Origin of the sequence: Algicella marina (genome assembly GCF_009931615.1) — a bacterium.
Lineage (GTDB): Bacteria > Pseudomonadota > Alphaproteobacteria > Rhodobacterales > Rhodobacteraceae > Algicella > Algicella marina.
In genome coordinates this window covers 697501-713260 of the sequence record NZ_CP046620.1, presented here as the reverse complement: position 1 = coordinate 713260, position 15760 = coordinate 697501, and the positions used below count along the sequence as shown (strand labels likewise).

Here is a 15760-nt window from a genome sequence, read left to right as displayed (position 1 = left end):
CCTGGCGCAGTGTTCTCCGAAAAAGGCCATTTTGGGGGCAAACACGCTGCTATTCCGACGATCAGCCATACCAAACCCATACCAAAACCATACCAAACCCATATCGGCAAAATGTGATTATCCGAGTAAAAAACTCGGATTGACTTTCCCGACTGTTTCACTCAGCTTTGAGCTGTCGGCATGGCCCCCGATTCAGGTCAGACGACACCAAGCCAGAGAACGCTTTGCAGGTAACAATACAAGGCTCGAGTTACCCCGAGATGAACGACGACAGGCCGACACTCCCTTGCCAAAGAACGCCAGCGACAGCGCCGACTGAACGGGTTTGCCCCTGTGCCGGAGGTAGATTTTCCCAATGATCGTATGCCATTGCCAGAACATCTCCGACAACGACATCAACAACGCCATCGACTGGATGCGCGCCTCAGACCCTGAAACCCTGATTACTCCGGGCAAACTTTACCGGGCTCTTGGCAAGTCCGCCGATTGTGGCGACTGCATGCCGCTTTTCCTTGCGACCATGCGCCAAAACGATAACTTGGTTGTACCCATGCAACTCCGGAACCTGAGAGCCGGAGCCTCACAGGGAGACCAGGAATGCAAGGCGACTCAAAAGTAATAGACTACCTGAATGCTGCACTTCGCAGCGAACTGACGGCCATCAGCCAGTACTGGCTACACTACAAGCTTCAGGAAGACTGGGGTCTTGGACACATGGCCAAGAAAAGCCGCGAAGAAAGCATCGAAGAGATGCATCACGCGGACAAACTCATGGACAGAATAGTTTTCCTTGAGGGCCATCCAAACCTTCAGAAGCTTGATCCATTGCGCATCGGCCAGAATCCAAAAGAAACGCTCGAATGTGACCTGGCAGCCGAACAGGATGCCCGCGCCCTTTACAAGGAAGCTCGTGAGTATTGCCACGAAGTCGGGGATCACGTTTCAAAGCACTTGTTTGACGACCTTCTTGCCGATGAAGAAGGCCACATTGATTTTCTTGAAACACAGCTTGATCTTCTGGAAAAGATCGGCCCGCAAAACTACGCCCATCTCAACGCATCCAAGATGGACGAAGCCGAGTAGGTACGCGCCTGTTCCCCGCTATAGTCGGGGAACGGGCTAATCGCCCTCAACACACTGTTTACTATGAATTTTCTGGCGTTTCACATCGCTGTCGCTGGAATTTCTGCGCATCCACGATAATCCAAGCGCATCAAAACCATCACAAAATACAACTTATTCTAATGCTCCTGCTTTGCTAGAATGATTCTAGAGAGTCGGGCCAACCGCCCGCTTCAAGACTTCCAGCAAAGTGCAGCCGGGCGATCCGGCAAGCCAGAAACTCCAGAGAGGACATCATGGACGGAGCAGAACTTCAGGACGTCAGCAAATGCCCTGTAATGCACACATTCGGTGCGCGATCCAACCGGGATTGGTGGCCAAACCAGCTCAATCTCTCCATTCTTCATCAGAACACGGCGCTGTCCAGCCCGATGCCCAAGGCTTTCAACTACGCGGAAGCATTCAAGAAATTGGACCTCGGCGCCATCAAGGCCGACTTGCATGCACTGATGACAGACAGCCAGGAATGGTGGCCCGCAGATTTTGGTCATTACGGCCCTCTCTTCATCCGTATGGCATGGCACAGCGCCGGTACCTACCGCACCGCTGACGGCCGCGGCGGCGCCTGTTCCGGCAGCCAGCGCTTCGCTCCCCTCAACTCGTGGCCGGACAACGTCAACCTTGACAAGGCCCGGCGCCTGCTCTGGCCGATCAAGGCCAAGTACGGCAACGCGATTTCCTGGGCCGACCTGATGATCCTCACCGGCAATGTCGCTTTAGAATCAATGGGTTTCAAGACTTTCGGTTTCGGTGGCGGTCGCGCCGATGTGTTCGAGCCGGAGCTTGATGTCTATTGGGGCTCGGAAGACGAATGGCTGGCTCAGAGTGACAATCCGAAGAGCCGCTATTCCGGTGACCGCGACCTCGAAAACCCGCTGGCCGCCGTGCAGATGGGCCTCATCTACGTCAATCCCGAAGGCCCCGATGGCAACCCGGACCCGCTGGCCGCTGCCCGCGATATCCGCGAGACCTTCGCCCGCATGGCCATGAACGATGAAGAAACCGTTGCCCTCATCGCCGGCGGCCATACCTTCGGCAAAACGCACGGTGCATCCGATGCCGCCACCGTCGGAGTGGAACCGGAAGCTGCCGGTATTGCCGAGCAAGGCTTTGGCTGGAAAGGAACTTTCGGTACCGGCAAGGGCGCGGACACCATTTCGTCCGGCCTTGAAGTCACATGGACGGAAACGCCGACCAAGTGGTCCAACAACTTCTTCGAGAATCTGTTCGGCTACGAGTGGGAACTGACGAAGAGCCCGGCCGGTGCCCACCAATGGACTCCGAAGGCAGGCGCAGGCGCAGGCCGCGTGCCAGACGCCCATATCCCGGGTAAAACTCACGCACCATCGATGCTGACGACCGATCTCTCGCTCCGGATGGACCCGGAATACGAGAAGATCTCGCGCCGGTTCTTCGAGAACCCCGATCAGTTCGCCGATGCGTTCGCCCGGGCATGGTTCAAGCTGACACACCGGGACATGGGACCGAAGGACTGCTACCTTGGCCAGGAGGTGCCGGCCGAAGACCTGATCTGGCAGGATCCGATTCCCGCCGTTGATCACCCGCTGGTCGATGCGGGCGATATCGCCGATCTAAAAGCCAAAATCATCGCCTCCGGTCTCTCGGTCGCCGAACTGGTCTACACCGCATGGTCCTCCGCCTCTACATTCCGCGGCTCCGACAAGAGAGGCGGCGCCAACGGTGCCCGCATCCGCCTCGCCCCGCAGAAGGACTGGGAGGCCAACCAACCGCACCAATTGGCAAAGGTACTTGGTGTGCTTGAGAGCATCCAGACGGAGTTCAATTCCTCCGCAGCCGGCGGAAAGAAGATTTCGCTGGCCGATCTCATCGTCCTCGCCGGCAGTGCAGCCGTCGAAAAGGCCGCCAGTGATGCCGGTCACTCGGTGGAAGCATCGTTCACGCCGGGTCGCATGGATGCAACGGAAGAGCAGACCGATACTGACGCATTCGATGTTCTTGAACCTCAAGCTGACGGTTTCCGCAACTATCAGAAAAAGCAGTATTCTCTGTCGCCGGAAGAGATGCTGGTCGACAAGGCACAGTTGCTGACTCTCTCAGCACCAGAAATGACGGTGCTTGTCGGTGGCTTGCGGAGCATCGGCGCGAACTTCGGCGGGACCAAAGATGGCGTTTTCACCTCCAATCCCGGCACGCTCACCAACGATTTCTTCGTGAACCTGCTGGACATGAGCACTGAGTGGAAGGCCACGACGGAAGATGAATCTACCTTCGAAGGCCGTGATCGGCAGAGCGGAGAAACCAAATGGTCGGCAACGCGTGTTGACTTGATCTTCGGCTCCAATTCCCAGTTGCGGGCAATTGCCGAAGTCTACGCTCAGGACGACGCGAAGGAGACTTTCGTTCAGGATTTTGTCAACGCCTGGACCAAGGTGATGAATCTCGACCGGTTCGATATTCACTGATGGTCTCTTGCCGGATGCGGCCTGGTCCGCATCCGGCAACTTTATCTTAAGAATTTTTTCCTATTAATCGATCGAGATGTGGGCATTCTCCACGACCGCCTCCATAGCCACGTAACTTGATGTCGACGCCACATATGGCAAAGAAGAGATCTGCTCACCCATTACGCGCCGGTAATCTTGAATGTCCCGGGATCGGATCTTCATCAGGTAGTCGAAACCGCCGGCAATCATGTAGCATTCTTCCACCTCCGGTATCCCGCGTACCGCCAGATTGAACGCGGCGAGTGCCTTTTCGCGCGTCTCAGTCAGACGCACTTCGACATAGGTCACATGTGTCAGCCCGAGTTGGAGGGGCGAGAGCATGACGCGAAAGCCGGTAATCAGACCGCTTTCCTCCATCATCCTGATGCGCGCCGCCACGGGTGTCTTCGAAAGCCCGACTCGCCTCGCCAGTTCGGTCGTAGACACGCGGGCGTTCAATGAAAGTTCCCGGAGTATTTTCCTGTCAATCGGATCTAGATTCAGCTTCTCCTCCATTTTCTCCTCAAAACTTGGACGTTCTGCCCACCAAATGAACCTACTTTGGTCAAAGCGTCTACTCCAGGTTTGCTATTCTCAGGTTGCAGGGGCACACGCCCCTACCACTTTCGGTCAGGAGCAACCGCATGATTGATATTGATCCACGTTGGGACATGAACAAGCGTCTGGACGAGACGGTAGCTCTGCACGCTCTTGAACAGTCTGCGGATCTGGATGCCGCCGCCCGCAAGCGCATTGTCGCCAGTGCCGCGGATCTCGTAACTGCAATTCGTCGCGATGCCCGCCCCGGGATGATGGACGTGTTTTTGGCCGAGTACGGACTTTCAACAGAGGAAGGTGTCGCCCTAATGTGTTTGGCCGAAGCGCTGCTGAGAGTGCCGGACACCGCCACTATCGACGCTTTGATCGAAGACAAGATCGCTCCATCGGACTGGAGCAGCCACATCGGGCATTCTTCTTCGCCACTAGTCAATGCCTCGACCTGGGGTTTGTTTCTGACTGGCAAAGTGCTGGATGATGATCAGCCCGGTGTCGCCGGCACCCTCCGCGGTATGGTCCGCAGGCTAGGCGAGCCGGTGATCCGCCGTGCTGTCGGCCAGGCCATGCGGGAAATGGGCCGTCAATTCGTGCTGGGCCAGGATATTTCCGCCGCCATGGAACGCGCCCGCACGAAAGAAGCTCAAGGCTTCACTTACTCCTACGACATGCTCGGTGAGGCAGCAATGACTGCAACTGATGCCCGCCGTTATGCAGACAGCTATGCAAGAGCTATTGAATCAATTGCCGCTGGATGCAATTCCAGCGAAATCGCGTCCAACCCAGGCATCTCGGTGAAGCTGTCAGCGCTCCATCCGCGCTACGAAGTCGCAAAGACGGAGCGAGTGATGGATGAACTGGTCCCAGTCCTGCGCAAGCTTGCACGTGCGGCCGCCAAAGGTGGCATGGGGTTGAACATAGACGCAGAAGAGGCCGACCGTCTCGCTCTTTCACTGAAGGTGATCGAAGCGGTCCTTGCCGACGACACGTTGGAAGGCTGGGACGGTTTCGGCGTGGTTGTGCAGGCATATGGTCGACGCGCGCCGGAAGTCATCACCGGCCTTTACGAACTGGCAAGTCGACTGGATCGCAGAATAATGGTTCGATTGGTCAAGGGCGCCTACTGGGATACCGAGATCAAGCATGCTCAGGTTCAGGGGCTGACGGATTTTCCCGTCTTTACCCGCAAGGCAGCAACGGACGTTAGCTACCTCGGATGCGCCCGCCAGCTCTTGAGAATGACGGACCGGATTTACCCTCAGTTTGCCACCCACAATGCGCACACCGTCGCGGCCGTGTTGGATATGGCGCAGTATCTGGGGCGCGAAACTTTCGAATTTCAACGCCTGCACGGGATGGGTGAGGCCCTGCACGACATTGTTCACAAACGCCACGACACACGCTGCCGAATTTACGCGCCTGTCGGTGCACATCGCGATCTGCTCGCATATCTTGTACGCCGTCTTCTCGAGAATGGGGCCAACTCCTCCTTTGTAAACCGGATCGTCGATAAATCCGTCCCGGCAGAAGCCGTCGCGGCATGCCCATTCACGGCGCTCGCCGGCCCTAGAGACGATTTCGAGCCATTGGTCGCTCCGGGGACGGACCTGTATTTGCCGGAGAGGACAAATTCCATGGGGATCGACCTCTTCGATGTCACTGAGCTGCGCGACGTTTGGGATCAGCGAAAAAGGCCCGCGAAATGGCACGTCGGACCGATATTGGCCACCGACGTGCAGGGTGGCGAAGCTGAACCGGCATACAATCCAGCCACCGGCGAAAGGATCGGCACAGTCACCAGCGCATCCGAGGCGGATGTGGAGGCCGCAACGGTCAATTCAAGTCCGTGGGATGCCAGTGTCGAAGAGAGATCAAATGTCCTGAAGAAGGCAGCGAAGCGCTACGAGGAGGACTTCGCCACCCTGTTTGCCCTCTTGGCGACTGAGGCAGGCAAGACGCTGGCTGATTCCGTGGCCGAACTGAGGGAAGCCGTCGATTTTCTACGCTATTACGCCAGCGAAGCGAAAAGGCTGAACACGCCGGCGCGCGGTATTTTCACCTGTATCAGCCCCTGGAACTTCCCTCTCGCCATCTTCACCGGCCAGATTGCTGCCGCCCTCGCGACCGGCAATGGCGTTTTGGCGAAGCCCGCCGAGACGACGCCTGCAATCGCGGACTGGGCCGTCCGCCACCTTCTGGCAGCGGGTGTGCCGGCGTCCGCCCTGCAACTGCTTCCCGGCGATGGCGACAAGGTCGGCAAGGCTCTTACCTCAAGCAACAAAGTGAATGGCGTGGCATTCACAGGCTCCACCGCCACTGCCCGTCATATTCAACGAGCCATGGCCGAGAACATGGCGCCCGGGACGCCGTTGATCGCTGAGACCGGTGGGTTGAACTGCATGATAGTTGATTCCACCGCGCTGCCCGAGCAAGCGGTTCGTGACATCGTTGCCTCCGCCTTTCAATCCGCCGGCCAACGCTGCTCAGCCCTTCGCTGTCTCTACGTTCAGGAGGATGTCGCCGACACTTTTCAGGAAATGATCATCGGTGCCATGAACGAATTGCAGATTGGAGATCCGTGGGAGTTTTCCACCGATGTCGGGCCCGTCATAACGCAGGCTGCCAAGGATGACATTTGCGCTTACGTTGCGACGGCGGAGTGGGAAGGCAGACTCATTCACCGCCTTTCCTGCCCAGACAAAGGAAATTTCGTTCCTCCGTCCCTCATTTCCGTGTCCGGTGTATTGAAACTGGATCGTGAAGTTTTCGGTCCAGTCCTGCACATTGCCACATTCAGGGCGCGCGACCTCGACAAGGTGATCAATGACGTCAACTCCACTGGCTACGGCCTGACGTTCGGCATCCACACTCGCATCGACGACAGGGTGCAAATGGTTGCGGACAGGGTCGAGGCAGGAAACATCTATACCAACCGAAACCAGATCGGAGCAATCGTCGGCTCGCAACCCTTTGGCGGCGAGGGTCTTTCCGGCACGGGCCCCAAGGCCGGCGGACCACACTATCTGCTGCGATTTGTCGGGAAGAATATTTCGCAATGCCAGAGCGTACAGTCCAGTCCTGCCGACGTTTCAAAGCTGCACAAGCGGATCAATTCGAATGGCGATCAGACAAATCACAGTTCGGTTCTGCTGCCGGGACCAACAGGCGAACTGAACCGCTTAGCGACTCGAGCCCGACCGCCGATACTATGCCTTGGTCCGGGAAACGCCGCCTGCGAGCGACAAGTCGCGACAGTCAAGGACCTAGGCGGACAAGCGATCGCCGTAGAAGGAATTTTGGCGCCATCTGCAATTCAGGACCTGCCCACCATCGGCGGCCTGCTGTGGTGGGGTGATACAGGCACAGCCCGAGAGTACGCCATCGCGCTCGCTCAGCGCGATGGAGCCATTATTCCCTTGATTACTGGTGAGCCAGATCGGGCCCATGCCCTGCTGGAACGCCACCTTTGCGTCGACACAACAGCCGCAGGCGGCAATGCCAGCCTTCTGGCAGGAAACAGCAACGCCTGATCAGGCAGACGTCAACGCGCAGCGCCCTGTGCGTTGACGTAGATCGCCCGTAAAGTCGTCGTCGAGCAGATGAACAATCTGTTGCGTTTGACGCCACCGAAAACCACGTTGGCTACCGGTTCATCGGTAAGAATTTTGCCCATCAGCTTGCCCGTTGGATCGTAGCAGTGAATTCCATCACCCGCCGAGGACCAGACGTTGCCAGCCGTATCAACCCGGAAACCATCGAAGAGTCCCGCGTCAGAAAATGCGAAATCCGTGCCGCGCGCCACCTCGTCACCCGCCTCGGAGAGTGGATAGGAACGAATTCGAGGTGCGTGATCCGGTACGTGGGTAGCACCGGTATCTGAGACGTAGAGCAGATCCTCATCCGGCGAGAAAGCTAGGCCGTTCGGCTGAACATGATCAGAAACCACAACGCTCAGCGTTCCGTCTGGTGCGAGTCTGTATACATTATTGGTGCCGATTTCAGATTTTGCAGCATCGCCCTCGTAATTGCTATCAATGCCGTAGGTTGGGTCAGTGAACCAGACTGAACCGTCTGATTTGACGATCACATCGTTCGGTGAATTCAGGCGATTGCCCTCAAAGTGGCTGACAAGCACCGTCCGGCGGCCATCATGCTCTATCCTGCTGACGCAGCGGCCGCGATGTTCACAGCAAATCAACCGGCCCTGAAGATCCACGGAATGGCCATTTTGATTTCGGCATGGAGACTCGAAAACAGAGACGGTGCCGCTGCACTCGTCCCACCGCATGACGCGATCGTTTGGAATGTCGGACCAGACGAGATACTTGCCCGCCGGAAAATAGGCCGGCCCCTCGCACCACCTGCCACCTTCCCAGAGCATGTCCATCCGGGCGTTGCGATGGATAAGACGGGTGAATTCCGGAGCGTGAATTTCGTACAGTTCGTGCGTCAAGAAAGTAGGCCTTTTGTGAACGGCTTGATGCGTGCTTACAACGGTAACCTATTTTCATGAAGCTCGCAGCAATCGGATTCCAGTCGAAACGCAGACAAGGATCCCTGAATTCTTTTTGTCTTTGCGATCAGTTGCGGTTCACGAAGAGTTGCGCCCTTGTCGGCACGCTGACATACCGGAGCGACAAGCTTTGAGAGGCATGCAAATTTGACCGATGGACATTGCAGCAGACCATTCCGTCGTCGGGTTTTTTTCGTACCGGGCTTTGACCCTCGAAGCATCGGAACCTACGGGGCTCTCCTCAAGTCAGAAGGCCAGAAATACGCCGGTGATGCTTTCGAAATGGGTCGCCGTCGGTCAACCGGCCCTTGTTTGGAGCGCTGGCCACTGACTCTGCATCACGATGCTCAGGTCGTTCAAACCGACTATGAGTTCTTCGTTTGGCGAGATCTTATTAGCAACTGGATGGACGTCGGTCTGCTGGAGACATTCCGTAGATTGGTCGGAAGTGGAGTCCTGTACATCCGTAGCGGTACCCTCCGAAGGGTATGGCAGGCAGACAAGAAGATGTTTGCCTGTTTGATCTATCCCTACTGGATGGCATGCGTGATGGTCGCATTGTCGATTGGCCTTGCTTGGCTCGTTGCCGCGGTGTTCCCCGACGGCCCGATCGGACGGATCACTGGAGTTGTTGCAGGTATCATGGTTGCTATCATTTTCCTCCGTTGGCTGCGTTCCGTGGACGGCGCGCATTACGTATTCTGGCTCACTCATTATTTTGACTTCTCGATACGTCGCGACCTTCCCATTCATGCGGAAATCGAGGCACGGCGCAAAATGCTTGCCGACGCCATCGCAGAAGCCAGAGCCAGCGAATGCTACGATGAAATTCTGATTGTCGGCCACTCGGCCGGAGCGATGCAGGCGATCCACTGCATCGCCGATCATGGTGTCGCGATCGCGAATGCCGGCAATACCCCGGTTACCGTCCTTACAGTCGGTCAGAACCTCTCTCTCCGAACGTTGCAGCCTGCTGCTGAATCAGAGCGAAATGCAGTCCTGACCGTCGCCGGGCAGGACTATTTCGCCTGGATAGACGTTAGCAGCACGAAGGACTGGATTTCCTTCGCTTTGTTAAGCCCAGTGCAGGCGCGCGATATGAAGCACAACAAGCCATTGGACAAGCCCTTGATAACAGAGTGCAATTTCATTGATCTCTTCGATAGGGCCACCCTCAGATGGTCTGGCCGAAACATGATACGTGCACACTTCCTCTTTTTTCATGCCAGCAAAAATCGGGCAGCATGGAACTGGTACGATATTATTCTTGGCCCGTCCCTCGTTAGAGAACGGGATTTCGAAAGCGCGGCCGACAGCATCGTTGGAAGGATGGCAGACCGATGAAAACGCGTACGCTGTTTCGCCCTGTTGCGCCGGTGCCTCCACGGATTCGCGGCTCACGATTGGAGGCAATACGTGGCGTCCTCCGCTCAGATTTTTCTCACTTTCCCGAACGGGCCTATAGACGCGGAATTTACTCGGTACCGGTGATCAGGCGGCGCGTACACATGCCGACTGGGCCGGATATTGTCCGTCGAGTGCTGGTCGAAGAGCAGGCCAATTTTCCCAAAAGCCGGGTCATGCAACGGTTACTGGAACCGCTGATCGGCCAGAGCATGTTCCTGACCAACGGCAGTCACTGGGCGCGCCAAAGGCGGATGGTAGATCCGACACTGGAGCTTTCGCGTCTGAAGGCGTTTCTGCCACTGATGCAGGCAGCCGTAGATGAAATGATGGACCGCCTTCGAATGGAAGTGGGGAAACCAGTCGATATCGAACAGGAAACCATGCGGGTTACGGCGGATATCCTGTGCCGTACCGTCTTTTCAGAACAAGTGCCCAATGGCTTTGTTGACGAACTTTCAGCTGCGTTCCGACGCTATCAGGCGCTGACACCAGCCTTCATTGGGCTTGAAATGGCTATGCTACCGCGATGGTGCCTGCCTCTGCACGCGATACGCGCCAGGCGGGAAGGCCAGCGCATCCGGTCCCTGTTGCGACCACTGATTTCGGAGCGGATTAGGGCCATGGCGGAAGGTCAGCACCCCGAGGACCTGCTTTCCGCCCTTGTGGATGCAGAAGATCCAGAAACGGGCCACAGGTTCACGGAGGAGGAACTGGTTGATGAAGTTGCCTTCTTCTTTCTTGCCGGGCACGAAACCACCGCCAGCGCCTTGTCATGGTCGTTCTACCTCATCGCGAATGACAGGACAGCGCAGGCGCTGGCGGCTGAAGAGATCGCGCGGGAAATTCCTGGAGGCAAGGCGGACTTCTCGGCTTTGCGCAAGCTGCGCTACAACCGCGATATCTGGCGCGAGGCGCTACGGCTGTATCCCCCCGTTACGACTTACATTCGCGATGTTGCAACGGCCTGTCCGCTTGGCAACGAGAGCGTCGAGACACGGGATCTCGTAGCTGTGACTCCGTGGCTGATTCAGCGCAGTCCACGCAACTGGTCGCATCCGGAACTCTTTGATCCTGATAGATTTTCCACTGCTAAAGGGAAGGCCTCTATGCGTGCCGCCTACGTGCCGTTCAATACCGGACCACGGGTCTGCTCCGGGGCTGCCTTCGCGACACAGGAAACACTTCTAATCATGGCGGAAGTCCTCGGCACCTTTGTCATCCACCCGATCGAAGGCCGGGAACCAGAACCGGTAGCTTGGTTGACACAGCGGGCGCGCAACGGCATCTGGCTGCGGCTTGAGCTGCGCTGAGCCGGCTGATTCCGAAACAGAAAAGCCGCCCAAACGGGCGGCTTTCTGGTCGGTCCGAAGACCAAAAATTTGGTTGCGGGAGTAGGATTTGAACCTACGACCTTCAGGTTATGAGCCTGACGAGCTACCGGGCTGCTCCATCCCGCGCCAAGTCCGGGTTATGTAACGGATGGCTTCGGGGACTGCAAGGCGGTGCGGACAATTCTTTTGTCACAAAAGCGAGAAAAAGGTGTGGCGGCGACTGGATTTTACCAAATGGTCAAATCGTATGGATTCGATATGGGTTTGGTATGGGTTCGGTATGGCGGCTTGCATGACACCTATGGGTTCAGACTGGGCGCATCGCGTGCTCAAGTAGCGTCTCGTAGAATGGAAGCGCCTGGGTACAGACCGCCTGCAATGGGCGGGACAGATCTGGCAAGTCGCCTTCCGGTCCGGCAAACCCGGTTGAGCGGTGAACGGCATCGTACCAATGAGCCGCCCAGACACCATCACCGCTGTGCCCCCCTGCCGGCCAAGAGAGCATTGCCGGATCGAAGGTGATATCGAAACCGTCACACAGAGCTCGCAGCATCGCTTCCGGGGAATTGCGGATATCGGCGCTGTCGATCACCAACGCCGGGCCGCCCAAGCCCCGAACCTCGGCGAATATTTCGGCCTGTTGACGGAAACCGATGTCGTCCAGCCCGGGGTTCTCCCGCTTCCGGTCATAGCTGGCCAGCACCCGCGCCGGATGGCGGATAAGAAAGACATGCGTAACGTCGTCGAACCATGCTCTGGGAAAGCCCGGCAGAATGTGCTGCGTCATGTGTTTCTGATAGAAGATCGACCGTCCGTTCGGCGGATCGCCGGCGCACAGCGCCGCGGCGTCGGCCGCCGTCTCCGGGCCTGCGGCGATGATCTCTTCCCGCATCGGATGGTCAAGCCCGGTCTCCGCGAGATAGGCCGCGTAAAAGGGCTCATCCCAGACTGCGCAATCGGGCCGGTTGCCGAAGGAATACATCATGGCGGTGGAGAGGTTCCTGGGGCCGGACCACATGGCAATACGTTTCAACTGAAGCTTCCGGATCTGGGTGTTGGTTTTACCGATGTGACATTCCGCAGGCGAGAGATACAACAGACATCCTTTCCACACGAGAACTTTCAGGAAAGCGCATCGGCTTATACTGCCGCCCCTCATTCGAGAGGGGTTTTGAGGTTGTTTTTGATTGATGTTTACTGAGGTTGTGTTGGCGGCGCGGGGAGGCGGTGCGGGTGGAGGCAAGTGTTTGGGGTGTTGGACAAACAAAAACCCCCGCGCGCATTTCTGCGGGCGGGGGTTTTTGTTGGATTGTTCACGGAGCATCTGCAGCTTTTACAGGTTTGGCGGTGACCTACTCTCCCACGTCTTGAGACGCAGTACCATCGGCGCGATGGCGCTTAACGGCCGAGTTCGGGATGGGATCGGGTGTTTCGCTCATGCTATGACCACCAAACCGGTAAAAGCTGCATCCCCGGAGAGGCATTGGGCCGTTCCGGGGTACACGAGACTGTCTGTTTCGCCGTTCGTGTCGGCGTTCCAAGATTTTCTGAACGGTGTCTTTTGACTTCGGATCCTGAAGCGTATCGTATCGCTACTGGATCGGTATCAAGCCTATCGGGCAATTAGTACTGGTCAACTGAACGCATTGCTGCGCTTACATCTCCAGCCTATCGACGTGGTGGTCTACCACGGCCCTCAGGGAGACCTGGTTTTGAGGGGGGCTTCCCGCTTAGATGCTTTCAGCGGTTATCCTGTCCGCACATAGCTACCCAGCACTGCCGTTGGCACGACAACTGGTCCACCAGTGGTGCGTTCACCCCGGTCCTCTCGTACTAGGGGCAACTCCTCTCAAGTCTCCTACACCCACGGCAGATAGGGACCGAACTGTCTCACGACGTTCTAAACCCAGCTCACGTACCTCTTTAAACGGCGAACAGCCGTACCCTTGGGACCTGCTCCAGCCCCAGGATGAGATGAGCCGACATCGAGGTGCCAAACACTGCCGTCGATATGGACTCTTGGGCAGTATCAGCCTGTTATCCCCGGCGTACCTTTTATCCGTTGAGCGATGGCCCTTCCACTCGGGACCACCGGATCACTATGGCCGACTTTCGTCTCTGCTCGACTTGTCAGTCTCGCAGTCAGGCGGGCTTATGCCATTGCACTCGACGGTTGATTTCCGACCAACCTGAGCCCACCATCGCGCGCCTCCGTTACTCTTTAGGAGGCGACCGCCCCAGTCAAACTACCCGCCACAGAGGGTCCCGGAACCGGATAACGGTCCGCGGTTAGACATCAACGACGCGAAGGGTGGTATCTCAAGGATGGCTCCACGGAAACTGGCGTTCCCGCTTCAAAGCCTACCACCTATCCTGCACATCGAGAGGCTAATGCCAGTCTGAAGCTGTAGTAAAGGTGCACGGGGTCTTTCCGTCTGACCGCGGGAACCCCGCATCTTCACGGGGAATTCAATTTCGCTGAGTCTGCATTGGAGACAGCGGGGAAGTCGTTACGCCATTCGTGCAGGTCGGAACTTACCCGACAAGGAATTTCGCTACCTTAGGACCGTTATAGTTACGGCCGCCGTTTACCGGGGCTTCAATTCGACGCTCTCACATCTCCTTTTAACCTTCCGGCACCGGGCAGGCGTCAGACCCTATACGTCGTCTTGCGACTTCGCAGAGCCCTGTGTTTTTAGTAAACAGTCGCCACCCCCTGGTTTGTGCCCCCAGTCTATACTTGCGTAAGAACTGGGCCTCCTTCTCGCGAACTTACGGAGGTATTTTGCCGAGTTCCTTCAATGCAGTTCTCTCAAGCGCCTTGGTATGCTCTACCAGTCCACCTGTGTCGGTTTCGGGTACGATCCAATGGAGGGCTATTTCCAGGGACCCCTCAGCAGCCCACTCAATCCGATAAGAGTGAACTACATCCGGGATCCGTCACAATCCTCCTGGCCCAGGAATATTAACCTGGTTCCCATCGACTACGCCTTTCGGCCTCGCCTTAGGGGTCGGCTTACCCTGCTCAGATTAGCTTTAAGCAGGAACCCTTGGACTTTCGGCGAGGGAGTCTCTCACTCCCTTTATCGCTACTCATGTCAACATTCTCACTTCTGAACGCTCCACACCCCCTTACAGAGATGCTTCACAGCAAAACCCTCAACCTCCGCATCGCCCCGAAGGACAATAAAGAGGTCAGGGTTTATGAACAGAACGCTCCGCTACCACGCACGTTTTACAACGTGCATCCTCAGCTTCGGCTCATGGCTTGAGCCCCGGTACATCTTCGCCGCAAGACAACTTATCTAGACCAGTGAGCTGTTACGCTATCTTTAAAGGATGGCTGCTTCTAAGCCAACCTCCTGGTTGTTTTGGTCGTCTCACCTGCTTTCCCACTTAGCCATGAATTAGGGGCCTTAGCTGGAGGTCAGGGTTGTTTCCCTCTCCACGACGGACGTTAGCATCCGCCGTGTGTCTGCCAGATAGTACTTCTCGGTATTCGGAGTTTGGTTAGGATCAGTAAGACTGTGGGTCCCCATTACCCATCCAGTGCTCTACCCCCGAGAGTATTCGTCTGACGCTCTACCTAAATAGATTTCGCGGAGAACCAGCTATCTCCGAGTTTGATTGGCCTTTCACCCCTAGGCACAGCTCATCCCGATCCTTTTCAACGGATGTGGGTTCGGCCCTCCAATGCATGTTACTGCATCTTCAGCCTGGCCATGCCTAGATCACTCGGTTTCGGGTCTGATCCCACTAACTCATTCGCCCTATTAAGACTCGCTTTCGCTGCGCCTACACCTATCGGCTTAAGCTTGCTAGTGAGACCAAGTCGTTGACCCATTATACAAAAGGTACGCCGTCACCTCGCAAGGAGGCTCCGACTGTTTGTAGGCGTCCGGTTTCAGGATCTGTTTCACTCCCCTTGTCGGGGTGCTTTTCACCTTTCCCTCACGGTACTGGTTCGCTATCGGTCAGTCAGGAGTACTTAGCCTTGGAGGGTGGTCCCCCCATCTTCGAACAGGATTTCACGTGTCCCGCCCTACTTGATACGTCATATCTCGCTTCGCATACGGGGCTGTCACCCATATTGCCCAGCTTTCCAACTGGTTCTGCTCACGATCAATGCTCGGCTGGTCCGCGTTCGCTCGCCGCTACTAACGGAGTCTCTGTTGATGTCCTTTCCTCCGGGTAATGAGATGTTTCAGTTCCCCGGGTTTGCTCTTAAAACCCTATGTATTCAGGTCCTAAGTACCTGGTTCAGCCCATTATAAATTGCCGATGGCAAATTATAACAAACTGTCAGGTGGGTTGCCCCATTCGGAAATCGGGGGATCAAAACCTATTACCGGTTCCCCCCCGCTTAT

At 56.6% G+C, this 15760-nt stretch carries 9 protein-coding genes, 1 tRNA gene and 2 rRNA genes (1 of these 12 cut by a window edge); 6 read left to right on the top strand and 6 right to left on the bottom strand.

Features of this window, described 5'->3' with window-relative positions:
* Positions 1 to 355: 355 nt before the first annotated feature.
* The 3 genes from GO499_RS03540 to katG all read left to right on the top strand — a co-directional run bounded on the left by GO499_RS03540 (position 356) and on the right by katG (position 3566).
* Positions 356 to 619: a (2Fe-2S)-binding protein gene (locus GO499_RS03540; protein WP_161860894.1), complete on the top strand. Its 264-nt coding sequence runs from the start codon at positions 356 to 358 to the stop codon at positions 617 to 619.
* A complete protein-coding gene (gene bfr / locus GO499_RS03535; RefSeq protein ID WP_161860893.1) occupies positions 598 to 1083 on the top strand; it encodes a bacterioferritin in 486 nt (161 codons plus the stop codon). Before GO499_RS03540 ends, bfr begins: the two co-directional genes overlap by 22 nt.
* 275 nt (positions 1084 to 1358) lie before the next feature.
* The gene (gene katG, locus GO499_RS03530; RefSeq protein ID WP_161860892.1) at positions 1359 to 3566 is read left to right on the top strand and encodes a catalase/peroxidase HPI; all 2208 of its coding nucleotides are present in this window, start codon (positions 1359 to 1361) and stop codon (positions 3564 to 3566) included.
* Between the two features lie 63 nt (positions 3567 to 3629).
* On the opposite strand, the gene GO499_RS03525 is transcribed toward katG, so the two are convergent.
* A complete protein-coding gene (locus GO499_RS03525; RefSeq protein WP_161860891.1) occupies positions 3630 to 4103 on the bottom strand; it encodes an Lrp/AsnC family transcriptional regulator in 474 nt (157 codons plus the stop codon).
* A gap of 128 nt (positions 4104 to 4231) precedes the next feature.
* On the opposite strand from GO499_RS03525, the gene putA reads away from it, so the two are divergent.
* The gene (gene putA, locus GO499_RS03520; protein WP_161860890.1) at positions 4232 to 7672 is read left to right on the top strand and encodes a bifunctional proline dehydrogenase/L-glutamate gamma-semialdehyde dehydrogenase PutA; all 3441 of its coding nucleotides are present in this window, start codon (positions 4232 to 4234) and stop codon (positions 7670 to 7672) included.
* A gap of 11 nt (positions 7673 to 7683) precedes the next feature.
* On the opposite strand, the gene GO499_RS03515 is transcribed toward putA, so the two are convergent.
* Positions 7684 to 8595, bottom strand: coding sequence for an SMP-30/gluconolactonase/LRE family protein (locus tag GO499_RS03515; protein ID WP_284154878.1), 912 nt, complete (start codon positions 8593 to 8595; stop codon positions 7684 to 7686).
* 207 nt (positions 8596 to 8802) lie between these two features.
* On the opposite strand from GO499_RS03515, the gene GO499_RS03510 reads away from it, so the two are divergent.
* A complete protein-coding gene (locus tag GO499_RS03510) occupies positions 8803 to 9999 on the top strand; it encodes a hypothetical protein (protein ID WP_161860889.1) in 1197 nt (398 codons plus the stop codon).
* Positions 9996 to 11372, top strand: coding sequence for a cytochrome P450 (locus GO499_RS03505; protein ID WP_348520797.1), 1377 nt, complete (start codon positions 9996 to 9998; stop codon positions 11370 to 11372). The genes GO499_RS03510 and GO499_RS03505 overlap by 4 nt, the downstream gene beginning before the upstream one ends.
* A 70-nt stretch (positions 11373 to 11442) precedes the next feature.
* Here the strand turns inward: GO499_RS03505 and GO499_RS03500 are convergent.
* The 4 genes from GO499_RS03500 to GO499_RS03485 all read right to left on the bottom strand — a co-directional run.
* Positions 11443 to 11519 (bottom strand) — tRNA-Met (locus tag GO499_RS03500).
* Positions 11520 to 11700: 181 nt separating this feature from the next.
* Complete coding sequence (locus GO499_RS03495) at positions 11701 to 12411, bottom strand: sulfotransferase-like domain-containing protein (RefSeq protein ID WP_161863819.1); 711 nt, start codon at positions 12409 to 12411, stop codon at positions 11701 to 11703.
* Positions 12412 to 12732: 321 nt separating this feature from the next.
* Positions 12733 to 12847: ribosomal RNA gene (gene rrf, locus GO499_RS03490) — 5S ribosomal RNA — on the bottom strand.
* Between the two features lie 148 nt (positions 12848 to 12995).
* Positions 12996 to 15760: ribosomal RNA gene (locus GO499_RS03485) — 23S ribosomal RNA — on the bottom strand; it runs 71 nt beyond the window's last position.

Bases quoted from the DNA above. Each gene is read 5' to 3' on its own strand.
- GO499_RS03540 (WP_161860894.1), top strand. From the start codon at position 356: ATGATCGTATGCCATTGCCAGAACATCTCCGACAACGACATCAACAAC.
- bfr (WP_161860893.1), top strand. From the start codon at position 598: ATGCAAGGCGACTCAAAAGTAATAGACTACCTGAATGCTGCACTTCGC.
- katG (WP_161860892.1), top strand. From the start codon at position 1,359: ATGGACGGAGCAGAACTTCAGGACGTCAGCAAATGCCCTGTAATGCAC.
- GO499_RS03525 (WP_161860891.1), bottom strand. From the start codon at position 4,103: ATGGAGGAGAAGCTGAATCTAGATCCGATTGACAGGAAAATACTCCGG.
- putA (WP_161860890.1), top strand. From the start codon at position 4,232: ATGATTGATATTGATCCACGTTGGGACATGAACAAGCGTCTGGACGAG.
- GO499_RS03505 (WP_348520797.1), top strand. From the start codon at position 9,996: ATGAAAACGCGTACGCTGTTTCGCCCTGTTGCGCCGGTGCCTCCACGG.
- GO499_RS03495 (WP_161863819.1), bottom strand. From the start codon at position 12,411: ATGTGGTCCGGCCCCAGGAACCTCTCCACCGCCATGATGTATTCCTTC.